Source organism: Ancylobacter novellus DSM 506, from assembly GCF_000092925.1.
Lineage (GTDB): Bacteria > Pseudomonadota > Alphaproteobacteria > Rhizobiales > Xanthobacteraceae > Ancylobacter > Ancylobacter novellus.
The window spans coordinates 2,698,019-2,715,950 of sequence record NC_014217.1 but is presented as its reverse complement, the minus strand read 5'-3'; the positions used below and the strand labels follow the sequence as shown (position 1 = coordinate 2,715,950).

20 protein-coding genes are annotated in these 17,932 nt (G+C 69.7%); 7 read left to right on the top strand and 13 right to left on the bottom strand.

The window, feature by feature from the left end:
• The first annotated feature begins 116 nt into the window (after positions 1–116).
• The 4 genes from chpT (at position 117) to copM (ending at position 3,378) form a co-directional block, all read left to right on the top strand.
• Entirely contained in the window at positions 117–764 is a 648-nt protein-coding gene (gene chpT, locus SNOV_RS12945) for a histidine phosphotransferase ChpT (RefSeq protein WP_013167391.1), read from the top strand.
• Positions 765–887: 123 nt separating this feature from the next.
• Positions 888–2,099, top strand: a complete 1,212-nt coding sequence (locus SNOV_RS12940; protein WP_013167390.1) for a chemotaxis protein CheW — start codon at positions 888–890, stop codon at positions 2,097–2,099.
• Between the two features lie 247 nt (positions 2,100–2,346).
• Complete coding sequence (locus SNOV_RS12935) at positions 2,347–2,757, top strand: hypothetical protein (RefSeq protein WP_013167389.1); 411 nt, start codon at positions 2,347–2,349, stop codon at positions 2,755–2,757.
• A 309-nt stretch (positions 2,758–3,066) separates the two neighbouring features.
• Positions 3,067–3,378, top strand: a complete 312-nt coding sequence (gene copM / locus SNOV_RS12930; RefSeq protein ID WP_049785828.1) for a CopM family metallochaperone — start codon at positions 3,067–3,069, stop codon at positions 3,376–3,378.
• A 350-nt stretch (positions 3,379–3,728) separates the two neighbouring features.
• Here copM and ctrA read toward each other — a convergent pair whose 3' ends face one another.
• Positions 3,729–4,430 carry a response regulator transcription factor CtrA gene (gene ctrA / locus SNOV_RS12925; RefSeq protein WP_013167387.1) on the bottom strand — a complete coding sequence of 234 codons (702 nt, stop codon included), beginning with the start codon at positions 4,428–4,430 and terminating at the stop codon, positions 3,729–3,731.
• 520 nt (positions 4,431–4,950) lie between these two features.
• Between ctrA and SNOV_RS12920 the strand changes: the two genes are divergently transcribed.
• Positions 4,951–5,349, top strand: coding sequence for a flagellar export protein FliJ (locus SNOV_RS12920; protein WP_013167386.1), 399 nt, complete (start codon positions 4,951–4,953; stop codon positions 5,347–5,349).
• A gap of 3 nt (positions 5,350–5,352) precedes the next feature.
• Here SNOV_RS12920 and SNOV_RS12915 read toward each other — a convergent pair whose 3' ends face one another.
• Positions 5,353–5,967, bottom strand: coding sequence for a GNAT family N-acetyltransferase (locus SNOV_RS12915; RefSeq protein WP_013167385.1), 615 nt, complete (start codon positions 5,965–5,967; stop codon positions 5,353–5,355).
• A gap of 265 nt (positions 5,968–6,232) precedes the next feature.
• Here SNOV_RS12915 and SNOV_RS12910 point away from each other — a divergent pair, with 265 nt between their 5' ends.
• Entirely contained in the window at positions 6,233–7,333 is a 1,101-nt protein-coding gene (locus SNOV_RS12910; protein ID WP_013167384.1) for a sulfate/molybdate ABC transporter ATP-binding protein, read from the top strand.
• A 151-nt stretch (positions 7,334–7,484) separates the two neighbouring features.
• Here the strand turns inward: SNOV_RS12910 and tmpT are convergent, their stop codons facing one another.
• The 4 genes from tmpT to recQ all read right to left on the bottom strand — a co-directional run bounded on the left by tmpT (position 7,485) and on the right by recQ (position 12,019).
• A complete protein-coding gene (tmpT, locus tag SNOV_RS12905) occupies positions 7,485–8,123 on the bottom strand; it encodes a thiopurine S-methyltransferase (protein ID WP_013167383.1) in 639 nt (212 codons plus the stop codon).
• Positions 8,124–8,215: 92 nt separating this feature from the next.
• Positions 8,216–9,178, bottom strand: a complete 963-nt coding sequence (locus tag SNOV_RS12900) for a YVTN family beta-propeller repeat protein (protein WP_013167382.1) — start codon at positions 9,176–9,178, stop codon at positions 8,216–8,218.
• Between the two features lie 335 nt (positions 9,179–9,513).
• A complete protein-coding gene (locus SNOV_RS12895) occupies positions 9,514–10,056 on the bottom strand; it encodes an SRPBCC family protein (RefSeq protein WP_013167381.1) in 543 nt (180 codons plus the stop codon).
• Positions 10,057–10,183: 127 nt separating this feature from the next.
• Positions 10,184–12,019: a DNA helicase RecQ gene (gene recQ, locus SNOV_RS12890; RefSeq protein WP_013167380.1), complete on the bottom strand. Its 1,836-nt coding sequence runs from the start codon at positions 12,017–12,019 to the stop codon at positions 10,184–10,186.
• 136 nt (positions 12,020–12,155) lie between these two features.
• Between recQ and cbiB the strand changes: the two genes are divergently transcribed.
• A complete protein-coding gene (gene cbiB, locus SNOV_RS12885; protein ID WP_013167379.1) occupies positions 12,156–13,130 on the top strand; it encodes an adenosylcobinamide-phosphate synthase CbiB in 975 nt (324 codons plus the stop codon).
• Positions 13,131–13,208: 78 nt separating this feature from the next.
• On the opposite strand, the gene SNOV_RS12880 is transcribed toward cbiB, so the two are convergent.
• The 7 genes from SNOV_RS12880 to SNOV_RS12850 all read right to left on the bottom strand — a co-directional run bounded on the left by SNOV_RS12880 (position 13,209) and on the right by SNOV_RS12850 (position 17,922).
• The gene (locus SNOV_RS12880) at positions 13,209–14,678 is read right to left on the bottom strand and encodes a cobyric acid synthase (RefSeq protein WP_013167378.1); all 1,470 of its coding nucleotides are present in this window, start codon (positions 14,676–14,678) and stop codon (positions 13,209–13,211) included.
• 25 nt (positions 14,679–14,703) lie between these two features.
• On the bottom strand, positions 14,704–14,955 hold the full coding sequence (locus tag SNOV_RS12875) for an NINE protein (RefSeq protein WP_013167377.1): 252 nt from the start codon (positions 14,953–14,955) through the stop codon (positions 14,704–14,706).
• 243 nt (positions 14,956–15,198) lie between these two features.
• Complete coding sequence (cobO, locus tag SNOV_RS12870; protein WP_013167376.1) at positions 15,199–15,813, bottom strand: cob(I)yrinic acid a,c-diamide adenosyltransferase; 615 nt, start codon at positions 15,811–15,813, stop codon at positions 15,199–15,201.
• Positions 15,810–16,316 carry a bifunctional adenosylcobinamide kinase/adenosylcobinamide-phosphate guanylyltransferase gene (cobU, locus tag SNOV_RS12865; protein ID WP_013167375.1) on the bottom strand — a complete coding sequence of 169 codons (507 nt, stop codon included), beginning with the start codon at positions 16,314–16,316 and terminating at the stop codon, positions 15,810–15,812. Before cobU ends, cobO begins: the two co-directional genes overlap by 4 nt.
• A gap of 16 nt (positions 16,317–16,332) precedes the next feature.
• Positions 16,333–16,950, bottom strand: coding sequence for a HupE/UreJ family protein (locus SNOV_RS12860; protein WP_013167374.1), 618 nt, complete (start codon positions 16,948–16,950; stop codon positions 16,333–16,335).
• A 53-nt stretch (positions 16,951–17,003) separates the two neighbouring features.
• Positions 17,004–17,717: a CbtA family protein gene (locus tag SNOV_RS12855; protein WP_013167373.1), complete on the bottom strand. Its 714-nt coding sequence runs from the start codon at positions 17,715–17,717 to the stop codon at positions 17,004–17,006.
• Positions 17,718–17,736: 19 nt separating this feature from the next.
• Positions 17,737–17,922, bottom strand: coding sequence for a CbtB domain-containing protein (locus SNOV_RS12850; RefSeq protein WP_013167372.1), 186 nt, complete (start codon positions 17,920–17,922; stop codon positions 17,737–17,739).
• Positions 17,923–17,932 lie beyond the last annotated feature (10 nt).

Here is a 17,932-nt window from a genome sequence, read left to right as displayed (position 1 = left end):
CGGGGCGACAATAGGGCGCGCAAGGTTGGCGTGCCCGGGAGCGCGGTGTATCACAGCCCGCGTGCCGGCCGCACGCCCCGCGGCCGATTCGCAAGGCAATTCTCTACAGGGACGCGATGACGACCGCCATCGACCTCGACAAGCTCGACCTCGCCGCGCTCCTGTGCTCGCGCGTCTGCCACGACGTGATCAGCCCGGTCGGCGCCATCGTCAACGGGCTGGAAGTGCTCGACGACGAGGACGATCCGAGCATGAAGGCGTTCGCGCTCGACCTCATCGCCAAGAGCGCCAAGCAGGCCTCCGCCCGGCTGCAATTCGCCCGCCTCGCCTTCGGCGCGGCCGGCTCGGCCGGGGCGCAGATCGACACCGGCGACGCCGAGAAGGTGGCCCGCGGCTTCATCGAGGACGACCGCACGAGCGTCGAATGGCATGTGCCGCGCGTGCTCTCGCCGAAGAACAAGGTGAAGCTGCTGCTCAACCTGATGGTGGTCGCCACCTCGACCATCCCGCGCGGCGGCAAGATACTGGTCATCGCCACCGGCGAGGGCGACGAGGGCGGCTTCCGCCTGACCACCGAGGGCAGCCATTCGCGCATCCCGCCGCATCTGATCGCCCTCCTGGCCGGCGAAGCCCCGGAAGGCGGTGCGCTCGACGCCCATGCCATCCAGCCGCACTACACCGGGCTTCTGGCGCGCGCGGCCGGCTACCGGCTCAGCCTCGGCCATGCCGGCGAGAGCGTCGAGATCGCCGCCGAGAAGGCGTGAGCGGCGAAGCCGGCGCGATTCCCGCTGCGTCACTTCTTTCAGACGACGTTAACGTGATCGGAGGACACTTCGCTTTGCGCGCCTAAAAGGCGTGCGCGTTGTGTCCAGTGCTTCCGGTCGCCCATGGTCCCCGTCGACACCCATTCCGCCGCGCTGCGCGGCCCCGTTCCGGGCGATGTTGCCGGCGAGGGTCCGCTCGCGGCTCTCGCCGCCCGTTCCTTCCGCGCGCTGACGGCACAGCCTGCGCGGGCGTCCTCGGCCGAGCCGCGTCCCGCGCCGGTGCGCGAGGAAATGCTGGTGTTCTCGCTGCGCGGCATGCGCTTCGCCCTGCCGGCCGCCCAGGTCGTCGAGGTGATGACGGTCGCCGGCGAGCGCTGGCAGCGGCTCGTCGCCATGTCCGCCGCCGGCACGCTCGGCGCCAGCGGCCTGCCGCTGATCCGTCTTTCCGCCCGCATGGGCCTCGCCGTGCCGCCCTCAGTGCAGGGCGGGCTGGTGCTGTTCGGCTCCAACGGCAAGGTGCGCGCCACCGTGCTGATCGACGACCTGCCGGCGCGCCAGCGCGCCGCCGTCGAGGCCATGCCGTCGAGCTGGCGCGACCGTTTCTCTCCCTGCGACGACATGATCGGCGGCATCGCCGTGCTGCCGGACGGTGCGCAGGCGGCGATCCTCGACCTGTCGATCGGCGTGGCGACGCCGCGCATGGAAGCGACCGCCGCCGAGGCGCACGACACCGCGCACCTCCTGGTGCGGGCCGGGCGGGCGCAGCCGGAGGCGGTGCGCATCGCCGCGCTGCGCGGCGCCACCCTGCTCGACGAGATGCCGGGCGTCGCCCTGTTCCCGTCGCTCCGCCGCGGAGCGCGGGTGCTGCTGCATCTCGGCGAGGACGAGGCGGTCGCCGTCGACGAGGTGATCGGCCTCGCGCCGCGCGGGCGCATCGAGCGCGTCGGCGGCCTGCGCTTCCTCGCCACCGATGCCGGGCGCTACCGGCTGCTGGAGCCGGCCGACGCCGCCCCGGCGAGTGCGCCGCTGCGCGTGCTGGTGACCGCCCCGGAAGGTGCGGCCCGCGCGGGGATGCGCGAGCTGGTGCGCGCCATGGGCCATGACGTCTCGCTTGCCGACGATCCGCGCGCGGCGCGCCTCGCCGGCGGGCGCTTCGACGTCATCCTGGTCGATCTCGACGCCTATGCCGACATCCGCGACGCGGGCGTCGAGGCGACCGACGCGGCCCGGCGCATCGGCTTCGCCAAGGACGGCGTCGCCGTCCCGCAGGGCTTCCACCGCGTGGTATCGGCGAGCGACGAGGTGGCGCTGATCCTCGCGCTGCTCCAGCGCTGAGCGGCATGCGCTGAACCAATTCTCTTACAACAGGCTCTCATCCCCGGGCTTGACCCGGGGATCCAGACTTTCCGCCAGCACCCCGGTCCCCTGGGTCCCCGGGTCAAGCCCGGGGATGAGGGAAGGGGAAATGCCGATAGTTCTCCCTGCCACCTGATCACAGCTGCGCCATCCGTGTTTCGACCGGCTGTGCACCGCGCCTTCGGCTGCTAGTTATGGCGTGGGACTGTTCCCACGGATGTCGTGCATGCGATTGCTGCGCCTTCTTCGCCTGATGGTCGGGCTCATGGTGATGGCCAGCCTCATGGCCGGCCCGGCGGCTGCCGCCACGGCGATGGCGGCACGCATCATGCCGTGCCACGAGCCGGCATTGCCGGCCGTCGCCGCCGATCCGGGCGATCATGCCGGCCATTCCATGCATTCCGCCGAAGCGGCGCCGGTTATGGCGGGGCAGGGCGGCACGCTGCTGCACCCGCCGGCGCCCGACGCGGTGCGGCTGCACATGTGTTGCGTGCTCAGCCAGCTCATCGCGCCGCCGCTGGCGGTGCCCGGCCTGACGCTGCCGGCGCCCCGGCTGCTCGCCCTTTCCCCGCCCGACACGGCGCCGCTGCCCGGCCTCGCCTGGCCCGCGCCGGTGCCGCCGCCCCGCCTCGTTTGATCTGTCGAGCAAGCCCGCGCGGCCATACCGGCCCGCGCATCCTCATTTGATCCGACGGAGACGATCATGAACACTCTCACCAAGGCAGCGCTCATCGCCGCCAGCCTCGCCGCGCTTCCCGTCCTCGCCATCGCGCAGAACGCGCCGACGAACCAGCAGAACATGCCGATGGGCCAGGGGAACATGCCCATGGGCCAGGGCAACATGCCGATGGGCCAGGGCAACATGCCGATGGGCCAAGGGAACATGCCCATGGGCCAGGGCAACATGCCCATGGGGCAAGGCAACATGCCGATGCAGCACGACAACATGCCCATGGGGCAGGGCAATATGGGGCCGGGCATGATGATGGGCCATATGGGCGGCGGCGCCTCCGCCAAGGCCTTCGAGGACGCCAATGCCCGCATGCACAAGGACATGGCGATCACCTATAGCGGCAACACCGATGTCGACTTCGCGCGCGGCATGATCCCGCACCATCAGGGCGCGATCGACATGGCGAAGATCGAGCTGCAATACGGCAAGGATCCCGAGCTGAAGAAGCTCGCGGAGGAGATCATCAAGGCCCAGGAGAGCGAGATCGCCTTCCTGAAGGCCTGGATCGAGAAGAACGCGAAGTAGCGCGACACGGAAGCCGTCATCCCGGACGGCCGCCGTCCGGGATGACGGCTATCGACAGAGCACCGTCATGCCCGGCCTTGGGCCGGGCATCCACGACTTTGGCCGTTCTCGGTAAGAAGGCGTGGATGGCCGGAACTCGGACATATCCGAGTTCCGCGGCTAAAACCGACGTCGGCAATAAGCCGACTTCGGGCCAAGCCCGGCCATGACGTCGCGCGAGCTTCGCTTCGGCCGGGATGGGGGCCGGAAAGCGGCGCTGAGCCCGCCCAAAAACAAAAACCCCGCCAACGTGGCGGGGCTTTAGTTGGGCGGGCGCGTTGTGGCCTCGCCGCTCGGGATGTCGTCTCAGCTTACGCCGGGATGCGCTGTTCCTGCTCGCCCATCTCGCGCAGGACGTAGCCGCGGCCCCACACCGTCTCGATGAAGTTGTGGCCCTGGCTGGCGTTGGCGAGCTTCTTGCGCAGCTTGCAGATGAACACGTCGATGATCTTCAATTCCGGCTCGTCCATGCCGCCATAGAGATGGTTGAGGAACATCTCCTTGGTCAGCGTGGTGCCCTTGCGCAGGCTCAGGAGCTCCAGCATCTGGTACTCCTTGCCGGTCAGGTGCACGCGGTTGCCGGCGACCTCGACCGTCTTGGTGTCGAGGTTGACCACCAGGTCGCCCGTGGTGATGACCGACTGCGCATGGCCCTTGGAGCGGCGCACGATGGCGTGGATGCGCGCCACCAGCTCGTCCTTGTGGAACGGCTTGGTGAGGTAGTCGTCGGCGCCGAAGCCGAGGCCCTTCACCTTGTCCTCGATGCCGGCGAGGCCGGACAGGATCAGGATCGGCGTCTTCACCTTGGCGACGCGCAGACCCTTGAGGACGTCATAGCCCGACATGTCGGGCAGGTTCAGGTCCAGCAGGATGATGTCGTAGTCGTAGAGCTTGCCGAGATCGACACCCTCTTCGCCGAGATCGGTCGTGTAGACGTTGAAGCTCTCGGATTTGAGCATCAATTCGATGCTCTGCGCGGTCGCGCGGTCGTCCTCGATGAGCAAGACGCGCATGCCAATCCCCTTCCCTCGCCATGGCCCCGGGGGTATCAGCGCTCAATCGGACGACTCCGGACCGAACGTGACCCCTCCCGCGCCCGGCCGACACACCGATTCGTTACTTCCGGCAATAGAGGTAACAAACTCCGATTCCCGAGCACAAGCGGGGACTCAAAAAATCTTCGAGTCTTGCCGCAAGGTTCTGTTCAGGAACCCGAATTCATCGATCTGGCCGTTCGAGTCGAATCTCAGAAAGTATGCCTAAGTGAGTCAGCCGACTCTGCTTTCGTGCGTCGTCAGCCATCCACACCGGACGATGCGTCGATCATTAACGAGGCCGGTAAACAAATCGTTTCCATCCTGCTGAAGAGTCGGGCTTTCCGGTCGCCGGCTACCTTTTCCACCGAAAGGGTAAGGAAGCGGCAATATCTCTGCGCCAAGATCAGCTCTGCCGCCGCGTAAGGGCGGCTCGATCCGGCTGCGTTCATGCCTGCGGGGGCGGCGTGGCGGAGTCCGAGGAGCGGAGTAGCCGGCCATGAAGTCGCTCGACACACTCATCCGCCTCAAGCGGTTCCAGGCGGAGGAAAAGCGCCGCCATTTCGCGCAGATCGAGACCATGATCGCCGATTTCGACCGCATGGCGCGCGATCTGGAACGCGAGATCGATGCCGAGGAGCAGCGCTCCGGCATCACCGATGCGCAGCATTTCGCCTATTCGACCTATGCCCGCGCCGCGGCGACCCGCCGCGACAATCTGCTGCGCTCGGCCGACGAATTGAAGGGCCGGCAGGAAGAGGCGCGCCTCGCCTATGAGGAAGCCCTCGACGACCTGAAGAAGGTCGAGGCGCTGGGCGAGCGCGAGCGCGCCGACGCCCCCGTCGAGATCCCCCCGCGTAACGTCGCCGGCCGCGCCCGCGCCGTGATGGGCGGCTGAGGCTTATCTCTCCACCACCGGCACATGCGGCGCGGCGTCGCGGCGCAGCAGGCCCGACAGGCGCGGGTCGTCCGTCACCTCGATCGCCTGCGCATAGGGCCGGAAGCCCGCCTTCATGTAGAAGCCGAGCGCGCCCTGCAGGTCGTGCGTGCAGGTGTGGACATGCACGCGCCTCGGCGCGCGCGCCCACGCCAGCGCCAGCGCCCGGTTCATCATGAAGCGGCCGGCGCCCGAGCCGACCAACTCCGGCGCCACGCCGACGAAGGCGAGCTCCACCTCGCCCGGCACGCGGAAGTCGAGCTCGATGAAGCCGGCCTCGACGCCGTCCTTCTTCAGCACATGCACCGAAACGTCCTTATCGGTGATGATCGCGGCGAGCTCCTCGTCGGGCAGGCGCAGGCGCGAGAACCACAGCCACTCCTCGCCGATGCGGCGGAACAGGGCGCGATACCAGCCGATGTCCGGCGCCGCGACAGGCTCCAGCGTGAGCCCGGCATCGCCGCGCTCGGGCAGCGGCGCGGGCGGCGCGGTCATCTCCAGCATGGTGACCACCGCCGCCACCTTGCCGGGCGGGAGCAGCGTGTAGCCGTCGAGGTCGAGGGGAAGCGGGTCGCTCATGCCGCGAGGGATACAGGCTCGAGAGTCTGTCCACAATGCACCGTCATCCTGAGGTGCTCGCGCAGCGAGCCTCGAAGGATGTTCATTACGCGCACCTGACGAGCATCCTTCGAGGCCCGGCTTTCGCCGGGCACCTCAGGATGACGGTGTTCCTGGTGGAGGATGACTTCCGCAGGCTTTGCGCCATATCGCAGGGGTTCACAGCCGCAAATTTTCAGATATCTTGCGGACAATTCCATTTAGTACACCAATTAAGAGTGAATTCATGACCGTCGCGGTGACGATCGACCAGGTCGGCAAGAGTTTCGGCAGCGGCGCGCCGGCGCTTTCCGACGTGTCGCTCGAGGTCAAGCCGAGCGAGCTGGTGGCGCTGCTCGGCCCGTCCGGATCGGGCAAGACCACGCTTCTGCGCATCGTCGCCGGGCTGGAGCAGCCGAGCCATGGCCGCGTGTTCTTCGACGGCCAGGACGCGCTCTCGGTCCCGGTGCGCCGGCGCGGCATCGGCTTCGTGTTCCAGAACTACGCGCTGTTCCGCCACATGAACGTCGCCGAGAACATCGCCTTCGGCCTGCGCTCGCGCCCGCGCGCCGAGCGGCCTTCGGAAGGCGAGATCAACAAGCGCGTCGCGGAACTTCTCGCGCTCGTGCAGCTCGATTCCTATGGCGGGCGCTTCCCGGCGCAGCTATCCGGCGGCCAGCGGCAGCGCGTGGCGCTGGCCCGCGCGCTGGCGATCGAGCCGAAGGTGCTGCTGCTCGACGAGCCCTTCGGCGCGCTCGACGCGCTGGTGCGCAAGGAGCTGCGCAAATGGCTGCGCGAGCTGCACGACCGCACCGGCCACACCACGCTTTTCGTCACCCACGACCAGGAGGAGGCGCTCGAGCTCGCCGACCGCGTGGTGGTGATGGGCAAGGGCCGGATCGAGCAGGTCGGCACGCCCGACGACGTCTATGACCAGCCGGCCACCGCCGCCGTGTTCGGCTTCATGGGCGAATCCAGCCGCATCGAGGTCGAGGTGAGGGACGGCGTCGCCGTCGCCGGCTCCACCGCCATCGCCGCCGCCACCCAGCCGGTGCCGGACGGGCCGGCGCTGCTCTATGTGCGCCCGCACGACGTCTCGCTCGGCCTGCCGGGCACGCCGGGGCTGAAGGGCGCGGTGCGCGGCTTCCGCCGCCACGGTGCCATCCGCCGGGTGGAGGTGGAGGTGGGCTCGGCGCTGTTCGAGGCCGACATCGCCCCGACCGTGCGGGTGCCGATCGGCGAGCCGGTGGCGGTGCGGCTCGACCGCGCCCGCCTGTTCCCGCCCGCCGGTCCCGGCGTCGACACCAAGGCCCCGCCGGCCCAGCAGCCGGGCGACTACGCGATCTGAGGCCTCAGCTACTTTCGCAGGCTCTTCCCAACTTCCCTCATCCCCGGGCTTGACCCGGGGACCCAGGGGACTGAGTGCGCCCGGTCACTGGGTGGCCGGGTCAAGCCCGGCCATGAGGGAAAGGGGACTGGCCGCAGTCAATGCGGCCCCCTCAGCGCCGCTCCATCAGCCAGACTTCCTCGAAGATCGGCCCGACGCCGCGTATGCCGCCCTTCACCTCATGCCGGCCGAGGCCGCGAATGTGGTAGGCGGCGCCATAGTGCCGGCGCACCTCGTGCTCGGGCACGCAGAAGGGCGGGCCGACCAGCAGCGAGGGGTCGTAGTCGAAGGTGATCAGCAGCTGCGGCGCCGCATGTGTCATGTGGACGAGGTGCCCGGCATAGCGCTCGCGCATCGGCTCGGGCAGGGCGACCAGCGCCGCGCGGTCATAGACGGCGTCGACCGTGCCCAGCGCCTCGCGGCCGAGATCGAAGAAATCGCCGACGAAGATGGTGAGCCCGTCCGCCTCGAAAAGCTCCAGCGGCCCGACCTCGGTCACGCGCGGCTCGACCTTCAATTCGTCGAAGAGCTGCTCGATGGCGAGCCGGCTGAGCTCGATCGCCGCGACCTCGTAGCCGCGCCCGCGCAGCCAGCCTATGTCGAGGCTCTTGCCGCAGAGCGGCAGGAACAGCCGGGCGCCGGGCGCGAGGCCGAGGGCGGGAAGATTGTGCACCAGCAGCGGATGCGGCTCGCCGCCGTGGAAGGCGATCTCGTTGCGCTCCCATTTGTCGTGCCAGAACTGCTTTTCCATCTCGGTCGGCCCTTCCGTGTCGAAGGCCCGTCGCTGCGGGCCGCGTGTGTAACGGCACCTCAGGATGAGGGCTCAAGAAAGGCAAGTCTCCCTCAGGGCTGCGTCTTCCGGATGAAGGCGCCGAAGGCGCGCGGCCCGTCGGCGACCTCGATCTGCCGGACCACCTTAAGGCTCGCCGTGTCGATGACGTCGAGCGTGTTGGCCTCCCAGCAGGCGACATAGACCAAGGCGCCGTCGCGGCTCGCCTCGATGCCCTCGGGATAGTCGCCGACCGCGATCTTCGCCACCGGCGCCAGCGTCTCCAGATCGAACACGCTGACCGTGGAATCGTACTGGTCGGTGACGAAGGCGCGGCCCTTGGCCAGCGCCACCGCATAGGGCCGCTGGCCGACCTTCGCCGTGCCGATGAGCTTGCCCGCCGCGATGTCGATGATGCTGACGTCGTTGGAGGCGACATTGGCGGTGTAGGCGCGCTTTCCTTCCGCATCGATGGTGACGCCGAAGGGGCGCCCGCCCACCTTGATCGAGGCGAGGCGGGTCAGGCTCGCCGTATCGATCAGGCTCACCGCGTCGGAATCGCGGTCGGCGGAGAGGAGCAGGCGGCCGTCCGGCGTCACCGCGAGGCCGGAGGGGGAATCGCCGACCTTCACCTCGCCCTTGACCGCGCCGCTCGCCGCATCCACGGCAATGACGCGGTGTTGGTACCAGTCGGCGACATAGGCCGGGCTGCCGGAAGGGTGCACGGCGACGCCGAGCGGCCCGCCGCCGACGTCCACGCGGTGCTCCACCTTGCGCGTGGCGGCGTCGAGGATGCTCAGCGCCTTGCCGTCGGGCGAGGTGACGAAGGCGCGCTTTCCGTCCGGCGAGACGGCGATGCCGGCCGGCTTGCCGGGGATGGGGAGGGTGGCGACGACCTTGTTCGTTGGCAGGTCGACGACGGACAGCATCTCCGCCGGCTGCGAGGTGACGAAGGCCTCGTCGGCGGCGGCGGGAAGCGCGAGGAGCGTGCAGGCGACCAGGGCAAAAAGGCGGGTGAGGGGGACTTGCCTCGCCATGCGGCCGGGAGGATGAGCCGCACGGCTTTCCCCCTCACCCGATCCCTCTCCCGGGCGGGGAGAGGGAGCCTTGAAGCGTTCTGCCGTGAAAGGCGCGGATGCCCGGGCCAAGCCCGGGCATGACGGCGTTCCTGTCATGACCGTTGGTCCCGGTGCGCCGTCATCCATGTTTTCTGTGCGATCCAAGGCGGCGTGCATGTGAGCATCCTTCGAGGCTCGCTGCGCTCGCACCTCAGGATGAGGATGCTCTCTGGAGGGACCTCATCCTGAGGTGCCGCCAAAGGCGGCCTCGAAGGATGCTGAAGCCGGGCGCGCATTCGGCGCAGGCCCAGCCCTCAGCTGCCGCCCTCGATCTGCTTCTTCAGCGATTCCAGCCCGGCCTTGTAGAGCCCGGTCACCGCCTTGATGGCGGCTTCGTCGTTCAGCTCCGGCGGCGGGTCGTTGTTCGGGTAGCCGCGGTAGAAGGCGCCGCGCCACTCGACCTCGGACTTCTTGCCGTCGTCCGCCGGCGTCACGACCAGCCAGGACGAATAGTTCGTCACCGGCAGCACGGCCACGTCGACCTTGTTGATCCGGTACATGAGGGTCATCTTTTCCGGCTCGAGCTTGGCGACTTCCTCGTCGACCGTCGCACCGTTCTTCAGCGTCAGGGTGCGCGTGGCGCCCTGCGCGTTGCCGCCGGTGCCCTCGGTCTTGGCGACGACCGGAATCCAGCCGCCGTCCTGGAAGTTCGACACCACCGCCCAGACCTTCTCCGGCGGGGCGTTGATCTCGATCTTCTCGGAGATCTTCTGGCGGGTCGGGCCATGCGCGCCGGCGCTGACGGCGGCGAGAAGGGTCGTGGCGGCGAGGGCCGCGGTGAACAGTTCGAGCTTCATCATTTCCATCCCGGAACAGGTGTCATTCCGGACTTTTCGTCCGTTGCACCGCAGTCTAGGGACAGAATCCGCCCGCGTGAACTCTTTTGCGTGTGGAAAACTTCCCGCGCGCTATTCTTAGAATTCTCTAAGAGAATTCTTTGAGAATCTTAAGAAAGGCGATGCCGAAGGCTTCCAGCTTGGCGGCGCCGACGCCCTTGATCCCGGCGAGTTCGGTGCGCGTGCGCGGGTGCTCTACCGCCATCTCCTCCAGCGTGCGGTCGGCGAAGACCACATAGGCCGGCACGTTGCGCTCGGCGGCGAGCTCGCGGCGCAGCGCCTTGAGCTTGCCGAGCAGCGCCGCCTCGGCCGGCGCCAGCTCCGGCCCGCTTTCCGAACGGGCGAAGCGCTGGCGCTTGGCGCGCGAGGGCGCGCGCAGGGTGACGGCGCGGGTGCCGCCGAGCACGGAGACGCCGGCCTCGGTGAGGGTCAGCGCGCCGAAGCGTTCGGGGTCGGCATGCAGCGCGCCGGTGGCGACGAGCTGGCGCAGCAAGGCGCGCCATTCGGTCGCCGGCTTGTCGGCGCCGGTGCCGAAATCGGCCAGCCGGTCGTGGCCGCGAGCGGCGATCTGGTCGGTGCGCTGGCCGGTGACGACGGAGGCGATATAGGCCGCGCCATAGCGCTCGCCGGTCGCCCGCACCAGGCGCAGCACGAGCTGGGCGTCGCGCGAGGCGTCGACCACCTGCGGCGGGTCGCGGCAGACGTCGCAGGTGCCGCAGGCCTTGGCGCGCTCGCCGAAATAGCCGAGCAGCACCGCGCGCCGGCAGGTCACCGCCTCGCAGAAGCCGACCATGGCGTCGAGACGGCGGGCCTCCACCATCTTGCGCTCGGGCGGGGAGGGCTCCTCGTCGAGGAAGCGGCGGCGGGTGGCGATGTCGCTGGCGGAATAGAGCAGCTGCGCCTCGGCCGGGGCGCCGTCGCGGCCGGCGCGGCCGATTTCCTGGTAATAGGCCTCCAGCGTGCCCGGCGCGTCGGCGTGCAGCACGTAGCGCACGTCGGACTTGTCGATGCCCATGCCGAAGGCGACGGTGGCCACCATGACGATGCCGTCCTCGGCGAGGAAGACCTCCTGATTGGCCGCGCGGACCTCGGGCGTGAGGCCGGCATGATAGGGCAGCGCGCGAATGCCGGCGGCGGAAAGGCGCTCGGCGGTCTCCTCCACCTTCTTGCGGGAGATGCGGTAGACGATGCCGGAGACGCCGGCGCGCGCCCGCACGAAGCCCTCGATCTGCCGCGCCGGGTCCTTCTTCGCCTCGACGCCGATGAAGATGTTCGGCCGGTCGAAGCCGGAGACGAAGACCCGTGCCTGCCCGCCGAACAGCCGCTCGACGATGTCGTCGCGCGTCGCCTTGTCGGCGGTGGCGGTGAGCGCCACCAGCGGGATGCCGGGGAAGATCTCGCGCAGCTTGCCGAGGCCGAGATATTCGCCGCGGAAGCTATGCCCCCATTGCGAGATGCAGTGCGCCTCGTCCACCGCCACGAGGCCGAGGGTGAGGCGGGACAGCGCCGCCAGCATGCGCTCGGTCAGCAGCCGCTCGGGCGCGAGATAGAGCAGGCGCACCTCGCCCGCCGCCACGCGGCGCCAGATGGCGACGTTGTCCTCGCGGGACTTCCCAGAATGGATGGCCTCGGCGGCGACGCCCTGCAATTTCAGCGCGTTCACCTGGTCGTCCATCAGCGCGATCAGCGGCGAGACGACGATGGAGAGCCCGCCCAGCACCAGCGCGGGGAGCTGGTAGCACAGCGACTTGCCCGCGCCGGTCGGCATCACCGCCAGCGTCGGCACGCCGGCGAGCACCGAATCCACCACGTCCTGCTGGCCGGGGCGGAAGCGGTCGAAGCCGAACACGTCCTGCAGCCTAGCGCGCTTCAGCTGCTCCATTTCCGGCGGCAGCAGGCCGAGCGAGGTCACGGGGGCGTTCATGCGGCGCGCAGCATCCGGTTGATGGGCGCGGGAAGCCGCGCGGCGGGTCTTGATGGCACGCGCGCGGACGGAAATGGTGGTACGCGCGGCCGGCAGATTCGATGCGTACCGGAAGCCTTCAAGAGAATCACTTCCGATGGCCCTCGACCTTACTCTCGGTTTAACCCTGGCGGCGCTGCTGATCGAGGCCGTGATCGGCTATCCCCGCATTCTGCTGGAGCGGGCGGGCCATCCGGTGATGTGGATGGGCCGGCTGATCGCGGCGCTCGATCGCGAGATCAACCTCGACACCGACAGCCCGCGCCACCGCAGGATCGCCGGGGTGGCGACGCTGGTGCTCATCGTTGCGCTCGCCGGCACGGCCGGCTTCGTGACGCAGAAACTGCTGCTCATGCTGCCGCTCGGCTTCCTCTATGCGGCCTTCGCCGGCTCGACCCTGCTCGCCCAGCGCAGCCTGCACCAATATGTCGCCCGCGTCGCCGACGGGCTGGAGGAGAGCCTGGAAGCCGGCCGCCGGGCGGTGTCGCACATCGTCGGCCGCGACCCGGACAAGCTCGACGAGGGCGGGGTGGCGCGGGCGGCCATCGAGAGCCTCGCGGAGAATTTCTCCGACGGCGTCGTCGCGCCGGCCCTGTGGATGGGCGTCGGCGGGGTCGCCGGCGGGGCGATCTACAAGGCGGTGAACACCGCCGACAGCATGATCGGCCACAAGGACATCAGGCACACCGATTTCGGCTGGGCCTCGGCGCGCTTCGACGATCTCGTCAACCTGCCGGCCTCGCGGCTCGCCGGCATGGCGGTGGTGATCGGCGCGATCTTCGTGCGCGGCGCCTCGGCGCGCGCGGCGTGGACGGCGATGCGGCGCGACGCGGCCAAGCACCGCTCGCCCAATGCCGGCTGGCCGGAAGCGGCGATGGCCGGCGCGCTCGGCATCGCCATCGCCGGCCCGCGCCACTATGGCGGCAAGCTCTCGGTCGACGGGCTGATGGGCGAGGGCGGGCGCTATGAATGCACGAGCGCCGACATCCGCCGCGCGCTGGCGCTGTACCGGGCGGCGGACGGCGTGGTGGTGGGCGCGCTGGCGATACTGACGCTGGCGGTGGTGATCTGACACAGAGCACCCTCATGCCCGGCCTTGGGCCGGGCATGAGGGTGCCTTGCTTCATGGGTCGGTCGGGATGACGCGAGGCTAGCGCGCCAGCTCCAGCAGCCGGTCCAGGTCCACATAAGCGGCGAGGTGGGCGGCGAGGGTGTCGAGCGTGGCGTCGACGCCATCCTCATAGCTGAGCCCGCTCGGCGGTGCGCCGAGCAAAGCGAGCCAATGCGCGCGCTGGCGGTCGTCGGCGAACAGGCCGTGCGCATAGGTGCCGACGACGCGCCCGTTCGGCGAGACGGCGCCCTCCGGCCCCTCGCCGTCGATGACGGCGAAGGGGCGCGCGCGGCCCGGCCCCTCGGTCACGCCCATATGCATCTCATAGCCGGCAAAGGGGATGCCGTCCGCCGAGCCGGTGATCGCCACCAGCCGCTTCTCAGCCGTCAGCACGGTGTCGACCTCCAACAGGCCGAGGCCCGGAACGGTGCCGGGCGGACCTTCCACGCCCTCGGGGTCGGTGAGCGTGCGGCCGAGCATCTGGTAGCCGCCGCACAGGCCGAGCACGCGGCCGCCGCGCCGCACATGGGCGCGGATGTCGATATCCCAGCCGGCGCGGCGCAGGTCGTCGAGGTCGGGGATGGTCGATTTCGAGCCGGGCAGGATGACGAGGTCGGCATCGCCCGGCAGTGCGGTGCCGGGGCGCACGCGCACCACCTCCACCGAAGGCTCGGCGTCCAGCGGGTCGAGATCGTCGAAATTGGCGATGCGCGGCAGGATGGGGACGGCGATCTTCACGCGCGCGCCCGGCTTGGCCGGCCGCGCGGCGTCGAGCGCCAGCGCGTCTTCGGCCGGCAGGCGGCCGGCCTCCGCGAAGAAGGGGATGAGGCCGAGCGCCTCCCAGCCGGTGCGCGCGGCGATCTCTTCCATGCCGGAGGCGAACAGCGCGGGGTCGCCGCGGAAGCGGTTGACCAGGAAGCCGCAGATCATCGCCGCGTCGTCCTCGGGGAGCACCGCCTTCGTCCCGACCAGGCTGGCGATGACGCCGCCGCGGTCGATGTCGCCGATCAGGATGACCGGCACGTCGGCGGCGCGGGAAAAACCCATATTGGCGATGTCGGCCGCGCGCAGATTGATCTCGGAGGCCGAGCCGGCGCCCTCCACCAGCACGAGGTCGGCCTCGGCGCGCAGCTTCTCGTAGCTCTCCAGCACTGCCGCCATCAGCGAGGGCTTCAGCTTCTGGTACTCGCTCGCCCTCGCATTGCCGCGCGCGCGGCCTTGCACCACCACCTGCGCGCCGATCTCGCTCTGCGGCTTCAAGAGCACCGGGTTCATGTGGACGGAGGGAGCGACCCGCGCGGCGCGGGCCTGTAGCGCCTGCGCACGGCCGATCTCGCCGCCATCGGCGGTGACGGCGGCGTTGTTCGACATGTTCTGCGGCTTGAAGGGGCGGACCTTGAGCCCGCGATTGGCGAAGGCGCGGGCGAGGCCGGCGACAATCAGCGACTTGCCGACATCCGAGCCGGTGCCCTGGAACATCAGGGCGCGCGCAGAAGAGGGCGCGTTCATCGCGCGCCCTCAGGGGACGAGGAGATCAGCCGTGGTGATGGCCCTGGCGCGAGCCGTAGTCGCGGCCCTCGAGGTAATCCACGCGGCGCTCCAGATTGGCCTCGCGCACCATGCCGGGGATCAGGAACAGATCGATGATCTGGCCGATGCCGAGCAGGCCGATGGTGAGCAGCCAGAGCGCGCCGGTCCAGTAGCGGCCGGTGTAGAAGCGGTGGATGCCGCAGATGCCGATCAGGCCGAACAGCCAGAACAGGTAAGCGACAGGGGTGGAACGCATCGAAGCGTTTCTCCGTGAAAGCGCCACGCCGCATTGTCCGGCGTCGCCCATGACATAGGAATGTCGCTGCGGAATTGCGAGATCGCACCGTGCAATTCCTTGCCGTCACGCGAGGAGTCCGGCTGGTCATTGCATCTCTTCCCTCATCCCCGGGCTTGACCCGGGGACCCAGTCCTTTTGCCTCGCCCGTGAAAGGGTATGCGCCGCCGCAAGCTCGAACCGCCGGGCGGACAGGAGGGCGCATCAGAACTCGATGCCCTTCTGCGCCTTCACCCCGGCTTTGAAATGGTGCTTCACCAGGCTCATCTCGGTGACGAGGTCGGCGGTCTCGATCAAGGCGGGCTTGGCGTTACGGCCGGTGACGACGACGTGGAGCCCCACGCGGCGTGCGGCGAGCACGGCCACGACGTCTTCCACCGGCAGGTAATCGTAGCGCAGGGCGATGTTGAGCTCGTCGAGGATGACGAGACCGATGCTCTCGTCCGCCATCAGTTCGCGCGCCTTTTCCCACGCGCGCCCGGCGGCGGCGATGTCGCGGGCGAGGTCCTGCGTCTCCCAGGTGAAGCCCTCGCCCATGGCGTGCCATTCCACCCGGTCGCCGAAGGTCTTCAGCGCGTCGCGCTCGGCCGAATGCCAGGCGCCCTTGATGAACTGGACGACGCCGACGCGGCCCCCGTGCCCCAGCACGCGCAGGGCGAGGCCGAAGGCGGCGGTCGACTTGCCCTTGCCGGCGCCGGTATGGACGATCAGCAGGCCCTTCTCGACGGACTTCTGCGCCACCTCGGCGTCCTGCACCGCCTTGCGCTTCTCCATCTTGGCGCGGTGGCGGGCGGCTTCCTCTTCGGAGATTTCGCTCATCCCTTCACCCTCATAGGAAGGCCGGCGACCATGAAGATCACGGTGCCGGCGCGGGCGGCCACCATCTGGTTCAGCCGGCCCTGCGCGTCGCGGAAGCGGCGGGCCAGCGCGTTCTCCGGCACGATGGACAGCCCGACCTCGTTGGAGACCACGATGGTCTCGCCGTCTCGCGCGGCGAGCGCCTCGGCCAGCACCGCGCTCTCGGCCTCCACATCGGCCTCGGCCAGCATGCGGTTGGTCAGCCAGAGCGTCAGGCAGTCGACCAGCACCGGCCGGCCGGCGGGCAGGCCCTTGAGCGCGCCCGCAAGCTCGTGCGGCGCGTCGAGCGTTTGCCAGCTCATCCCACGGCGGGAGCGGTGGAGCGCGATGCGCTCCCCCATCTCCTCGTCATAGGCCTCAGCGGTCGCGATATAGCTCCACGGGCCGGGCAGGTGCTCGACCAGTTCCTCGGCGTGCCGGCTCTTGCCGGAGCGGGCGCCGCCGAGGACGAGGGTGAGCGCCATGGCGCGGAAGGTCCGGTCAGCCCGGAACGACCTGGCCGATCACCGCCGCGAAGCCGATGCCGGCCACGGCCGCGCCGGCAAGGCGCGGGGCGAGGGCGGAGGCAGCGCGGCTGGCGACCAGCGCGACGCCGATCGACAGGGCGGACTGGATCAGGACGAGGCCCGCCAGATAGGCATAGAGCGGCGTCGGCTCGGCGCCGACGATCGACTCGCCATAGGCATAGCCGTGGAACAGGCCGGCGATGGCGAACAGCACCGCCCAGGCGCCCGTGGCGACGCGCTCTCCGCGCGCCAGCAGGAAGCCGGCCAGAAGCACGCTGGCGGCCACGACCAGCTCGGCCGCCGGCAGGTCGACGAGCGAGAGGTGCACGCCGACGCCCAGCGCGGAGGCGGCGACGAAGACGATCGGCAGCCAGAGCGGCATGCCGCCCAGTGCGGTGGCGACGCCCACCGCCACGAGGAAGGCGAGGTGGTCGGGGCCGATCACCGGATGGGCGAGACCGGAAATGAAGCCCTCGCCGAAGGTCGAGGGCATTTCGCCGCCCATGGCATGGTGGGCGAAGGCGGGGGACGAGGCGACAAGCGCCAGCGCGGCGGTCGGAATGACGGCGGCGCGCCGAAGGATCGGGTTCATCGAAGCTCCTCGGTCCTTCTCGTCGAAGGACCAGTCAGGGAGAAATAAGGGGTTCAGGCGCCGTGCGCGGCGAAGCGCGGGCGCAGCCAGCCGGCGAGGCCGCCGAGCAGCACCCAGAATATGAGGCTCACCGTCACCGAGGCGACCACGAAGCTGTGGTGCAGCGCCTCGGGGATCGGCGTCTCGTAGCTGTCGGGCTGCGGCGCGCCGATCAGCTGCGGCGCCAGGATCAGGGCGATGCCCAGCACGGCGAGCAGCGGCGAACGGCCGAAGACCACGAGGGCGAGGCCGGCGGCGGTCGCCGCGGCCGTGCCGATCCACCACATCTGCCGCGCGGCGACGTCGGCGGCGGGCATGGCCGGAAGTTCCGGCGGCAGGCCGAGCCCGGGTGCCAGGGTGAAGGCGGCAAAGCCCGCGAGACCCCAGAGCAGGCCCTGCCGCCAGCCGGTGAGCCCGCCGGTGAGCTCGCTCGCCGCGACCAGCAGCAGCGCGAAGCCGAAGCCGGTCAGCACGGTGAACAGCACGGTGAGGCCGTTGCGCTCGATGCCGTCGGCCGGCGCCCATTCCTCGCCGTCGTGGGAGTGCTCATGCGCGGCGGTACCGGGCGCGTGCTCGTGCGAGACGGCTTCCTCGGGGGCCGAGCCCTCGAAGGTCTCGGCCTGCACGATCAGCGGCACGGTGGTGAAGAGATGGATGGCGGCGACCACGACGCCGGTGCCGATGCCGGCGAGCGCGGCGACGAACAGAATCGTCCTGAAAAGCGACATGGCTGCACGTCCCCGCCGTTCAGTGGCAGGGGAAGGCAGCGGCGTGACGCACGTCGTGCGTCGCGTTGTGCATCGGCCCGATCTGCGAGAAGCCGACGCCGCCGACGACGAAGATGCCGAGCAGGGCGGCGAGCGTGATGGGAATCGCGCGCGCGGCGACCGACTGGGACGAGGCCGCCGTGGTGCGGCTGTGCGGGTTGTTCATGGCAGGCTCC

Bases quoted from the DNA above. Each gene is read 5' to 3' on its own strand.
- SNOV_RS12875 (WP_013167377.1), bottom strand. From the start codon at position 14,955: ATGCGTTCCACCCCTGTCGCTTACCTGTTCTGGCTGTTCGGCCTGATC.
- SNOV_RS12915 (WP_013167385.1), bottom strand. From the start codon at position 5,967: ATGAGCGACCCGCTTCCCCTCGACCTCGACGGCTACACGCTGCTCCCG.
- recQ (WP_013167380.1), bottom strand. From the start codon at position 12,019: ATGAACGCCCCCGTGACCTCGCTCGGCCTGCTGCCGCCGGAAATGGAG.
- SNOV_RS12910 (WP_013167384.1), top strand. From the start codon at position 6,233: ATGACCGTCGCGGTGACGATCGACCAGGTCGGCAAGAGTTTCGGCAGC.
- tmpT (WP_013167383.1), bottom strand. From the start codon at position 8,123: ATGGAAAAGCAGTTCTGGCACGACAAATGGGAGCGCAACGAGATCGCC.
- SNOV_RS12850 (WP_013167372.1), bottom strand. From the start codon at position 17,922: ATGAACAACCCGCACAGCCGCACCACGGCGGCCTCGTCCCAGTCGGTC.
- SNOV_RS12895 (WP_013167381.1), bottom strand. From the start codon at position 10,056: ATGAAGCTCGAACTGTTCACCGCGGCCCTCGCCGCCACGACCCTTCTC.
- copM (WP_049785828.1), top strand. From the start codon at position 3,067: ATGCCCATGGGGCAGGGCAATATGGGGCCGGGCATGATGATGGGCCAT.
- SNOV_RS12920 (WP_013167386.1), top strand. From the start codon at position 4,951: ATGAAGTCGCTCGACACACTCATCCGCCTCAAGCGGTTCCAGGCGGAG.
- SNOV_RS12855 (WP_013167373.1), bottom strand. From the start codon at position 17,717: ATGTCGCTTTTCAGGACGATTCTGTTCGTCGCCGCGCTCGCCGGCATC.
- cobU (WP_013167375.1), bottom strand. From the start codon at position 16,316: ATGGCGCTCACCCTCGTCCTCGGCGGCGCCCGCTCCGGCAAGAGCCGG.
- SNOV_RS12935 (WP_013167389.1), top strand. From the start codon at position 2,347: ATGCGATTGCTGCGCCTTCTTCGCCTGATGGTCGGGCTCATGGTGATG.
- SNOV_RS12940 (WP_013167390.1), top strand. From the start codon at position 888: ATGGTCCCCGTCGACACCCATTCCGCCGCGCTGCGCGGCCCCGTTCCG.
- SNOV_RS12900 (WP_013167382.1), bottom strand. From the start codon at position 9,178: ATGGCGAGGCAAGTCCCCCTCACCCGCCTTTTTGCCCTGGTCGCCTGC.
- SNOV_RS12860 (WP_013167374.1), bottom strand. From the start codon at position 16,950: ATGAACCCGATCCTTCGGCGCGCCGCCGTCATTCCGACCGCCGCGCTG.
- ctrA (WP_013167387.1), bottom strand. From the start codon at position 4,430: ATGCGCGTCTTGCTCATCGAGGACGACCGCGCGACCGCGCAGAGCATC.
- cbiB (WP_013167379.1), top strand. From the start codon at position 12,156: ATGGCCCTCGACCTTACTCTCGGTTTAACCCTGGCGGCGCTGCTGATC.
- cobO (WP_013167376.1), bottom strand. From the start codon at position 15,813: ATGAGCGAAATCTCCGAAGAGGAAGCCGCCCGCCACCGCGCCAAGATG.
- chpT (WP_013167391.1), top strand. From the start codon at position 117: ATGACGACCGCCATCGACCTCGACAAGCTCGACCTCGCCGCGCTCCTG.
- SNOV_RS12880 (WP_013167378.1), bottom strand. From the start codon at position 14,678: ATGAACGCGCCCTCTTCTGCGCGCGCCCTGATGTTCCAGGGCACCGGC.